Origin of the sequence: Labrenzia sp. OB1 (assembly GCF_001624695.1) — a bacterium.
Taxonomy (GTDB): domain Bacteria; phylum Pseudomonadota; class Alphaproteobacteria; order Rhizobiales; family Stappiaceae; genus Roseibium.
The window spans coordinates 1-3,495 of sequence record NZ_JSEP01000061.1 but is presented as its reverse complement, the minus strand read 5'-3'; the positions used below and the strand labels follow the sequence as shown (position 1 = coordinate 3,495).

The following is a 3,495-nucleotide window of genomic DNA, read 5'->3' as shown; positions in this document are numbered from 1 at the left end:
GGGAGCGCTGACGCCTGTGATGTCCGGTTATGCGATGGCCGACCTTGTTGAACCGCCCCAGTTTCTTGATGTCCAGATGGATGAGGTCCCCGGGACGGGCCCGCTCATAACGGCGCACGGGTTCGGGAGGTGTGAGACGATTGAGGCGGTTCAGCCCCCACTGTTTCAAGGCATGAGCGACGGTCGATCTGGGGAACTTCAGGAGACCGGAAATTTCCAGCGCCGTAAGCCGTAACTGGCGCAAGCTGCAGATCAGGTCGCGCCAGCCGGCCATGTAGGCCTGGGCGCACGTACGCGGGRCACTGCTGCGATGGACGAGCCCCTGAGGCCCTTCCTCACGATACCGGCGCAGCCACTTGTGGACAGTGCGCACCGAGATCCCGAAAGCCGCCGCAATAGTCGCTGCAGCCTCTCCGTTCTGGTGACGCAGAACAATTTGCTCTCGACTGTAAAAACACGTGCGGGCATTCTTGTGCGGGTTGTTCATTCCATCGATCCTGAAACTGATTGTGTTTGCTCACCAACCAGTCTCAGACCTTCAATGCGAATGAACAACCTTCTTGGAACTCACAAGTAGTCAGTACGTAGAAAATCTGCCAGAAAGCATCTCCAAGCGCTCGTGGTCTGACCGATCCTCTGGTGTTGCTCTCATCACTGGTTCATCAGATTTTTCATCGTCATCGTTTCCTTTAGCCTGAGATATTTTTCTACTATTGGCAACGATCTCGTCGTATGAATTACATATATCCTTGATCGTCTGGAGCAGAAATATGTCATCTACATCCATAGGAAAGGTTTCACGAAGATCTTCCGCTTCCAAACTGATAAGAATTGCTTCAACTTTATCTTTCGGAATCCCCACAAGAGCGCGACTAAAGTAATCAATAGTTTGTTCTCTAGTTTTTTCCTTGGGTGGAATCCTTGGTTCTTGATATTCTTCAGATGTCTTATCAACTAGCATCCAGCTCATACTCGCCGTCCATAGTTCCATTCTGGCGACTTTCTTGGAGTTAAAATCCCCTGCAATTAACATTTCCAATATGGTATTGGCCGCCTCCTCCGGCGTTGAATTCCAATACTTCCTTTCATAAAGTTCATGTTTTCGTTCCGCTTCAGATGTCTTTCTGAAGTCGAGGTACCCAATAGAACTGGGTTCCCTGTTGGGGGGAGAACAAAGCTCTTCAACCGTCTGCAAACACAATTTGCGGAGTTTACTATGATAGTCAAATGAATTCATTCTATTGACCAACAAAGAAATGCGCCTCAAATTAAAACGAATTTGTGTGACTTTTCCTTCGGGCAGTTCATTAAAAGCTTTGGTTAAATAACGTCCAAATTTGTCGAAGTGCTCGGCGGATGTCAGATAAAGGTGCCCTTCCCATCTTTGTTTAATATCCACAGGCGCCAACAATGTACTCAATAATTCAACAGCGTCGCTGAAATTGTAGTGTTCGTGGTCTCCATAATCACTTTTACTTAAAATGTCCAAGACATTTTTGGCCGCCTCCTCTGAAGGACGCGCTGGAGTATTCAAAACATTTGGCTCATCGACATCCGCCCCCTGACATATGCATCTGCAGAAAATACGCTCGAAGAAGCTTCTGATCCGATCCATTAACCCACTCGTGGGATTACTAAGCCTCACAGCAGAACTCCTTGAAAAGGTATGGCCGTCCCGCTCTTGCGTTGCCTGATTATTTGGCGATGTAGCAGGCTCCGTATTGCCGGTTCTGCCTGCAACATTACTAACTTTTGACGAAAGCATCATGAATTCCTTAAACGTTTCTAACGGCTAAAATATCCAGATCCAATCCTTTCATGTGTCACAATTGGAACAGCATACGAAAGAATTGGCCCGGTTTGTTTCGGCAGTTTTTTCAGTTTTTAAGTGGAAAGGTATGGCCGTCCCGCTCTTGCGTTGCCTGATTATTTGGCGATGTAGCAGGCTCCGTATTGCCGGTTCTGCCTGCAACATTACTAACTTTTGACGAAAGCATCATGAATTCCTTAAACGTTTCTAACGGCTAAAATATCCAGATCCAATCCTTTCATGTGTCACAATTGGAACAGCATACGAAAGAATTGGCCCGGTTTGTTTCGGCAGTTTTTTCAGTTTTTAAGTGGTTCCGCCCGAAAACTGCACGAGTGCGGTCAGTGCGGGATTGCCAGCTTGTTTTGTTGTGCCCGGAAGGTGCCGTGCTTTGGACGGATTTCAGGCGTTCATTTCGCCGGTGTAGTCGTGCCATAAGCCGAATGCATCAGCCTTTGCGTGCCGGTATGCGGCGGCCGACAGGGTGTAGCGGCGTGGCCGGAAGATCGTGTTGATCTGATCGTGGGCAGACAGAAACCGCTGCGCTTGCCGGGGCGACTTGAAAGGACCCATAATCTTCTCCCGTTTGCGTGTCGGGCGATGGGAATTCTCAATCCTGTTACTCAGCCCCTTGTGAGCGCGATGATCGGCATCCGGAGCAAGGGCCTGAACCGGCTTGGTGTAGCTGCGCAGCTTATCCGTCACCACGACCCTGGGCTCGCCGAATTGCGTGACCAACCTGTCGAAGAAACGCCTGGCAGCTTTTGCATTGCGGTGGGATTGAACCAGGATGTCGAGCACATCGCCATCGCCGTCAATCGCCCGCCAAAGCCAGTATTTCACACCGCCGATGACAATCACCACCTCATCAAGAGGCCACTTGTTGTTGGGCTTTGGCCGGTCTCGACGAATGCAACGCGCGAAATGCCGGCCAAACCGGTTCACCCAGTTGCGGATCGTTTCCCGGCTGACACCAATACCCGCTCCGCCAGGAGATCTTCAACATCGGCCGTACTCAACGCAAAGCGATGATACGCCCAAACCGCGTAGGAAATGATCGACCTGGGAAAACGGAAGCCCTTAAGGCGCGGAAAATCGGAACTCTGAATCATCACAGCGATCTACAAGCCTTGAGATCCGTCAACAACTTGGCAATCCCAGCCAATCTCCCTCATACGCCAGCAGCACCGCCATCGTAATCGTCGCCTGGAGCCCGTTCAAATCAGCAGTGGGTCAGAACCGTTTGGCGACTTTCAAGCCGAAATAGTTGTCTTTAGCATCGCGGCCGAATGCACCCTGATAGTCCACCGAGGCCTGAAGCTCCTGCCCCAGATCCAGCGCCATGCCCATCTCCACATTCGCCGTGTCGCGAGCCAGCGGGACGCCATGCACCTGGAACGTGTGACTGTCGGCAAAGGCCATCTGGCGGGACAAGTCCTCGTTGCCGATCAGGCGCCGCCAGGCAAGAGAACCGTAGAGTTTGAGCGGGCCGATCTCGGGCACCTCGACAGAGTGTGCGATGCTCAGACCGAGCTCACCAACACCAACCGTATGTGTTGCATAGCCCCCACTCAGGGCCGTTGAACCGCCCTTTTCCCGGAACCCGTCCGTGATCTGGTGGATTACCGAAAGCCCGACATAGGGACGCAAAAAAGCGGGTGACAGGAAAACGGTCGGGCTGACAC

At 51.6% G+C, this 3,495-nt stretch carries 3 protein-coding genes and 1 pseudogene; all 4 read right to left on the bottom strand.

Going from position 1 to position 3,495, the window contains the following annotated elements; translation table 11 throughout:
- The coding region (locus OA90_RS28380) for a helix-turn-helix domain-containing protein (protein ID WP_156510722.1) at window positions 1-487 on the bottom strand (487 nt) is incomplete at its 3' end.
- A 90-nt stretch (window positions 488-577) separates the two neighbouring features.
- Entirely contained in the window at window positions 578-1,768 is a 1,191-nt protein-coding gene (locus OA90_RS27410; protein ID WP_156510721.1) for a hypothetical protein, read from the bottom strand.
- A gap of 444 nt (window positions 1,769-2,212) precedes the next feature.
- Window positions 2,213-2,922: pseudogene (locus OA90_RS27405) on the bottom strand (IS6 family transposase).
- A 121-nt stretch (window positions 2,923-3,043) separates the two neighbouring features.
- A partial coding sequence (locus OA90_RS27400; RefSeq protein WP_156510720.1) for an autotransporter outer membrane beta-barrel domain-containing protein occupies window positions 3,044-3,495 on the bottom strand: 452 nt, incomplete at its 5' end.

Bases quoted from the DNA above. Each gene is read 5' to 3' on its own strand.
- OA90_RS27410 (WP_156510721.1), bottom strand. From the start codon at position 1,768: ATGATGCTTTCGTCAAAAGTTAGTAATGTTGCAGGCAGAACCGGCAAT.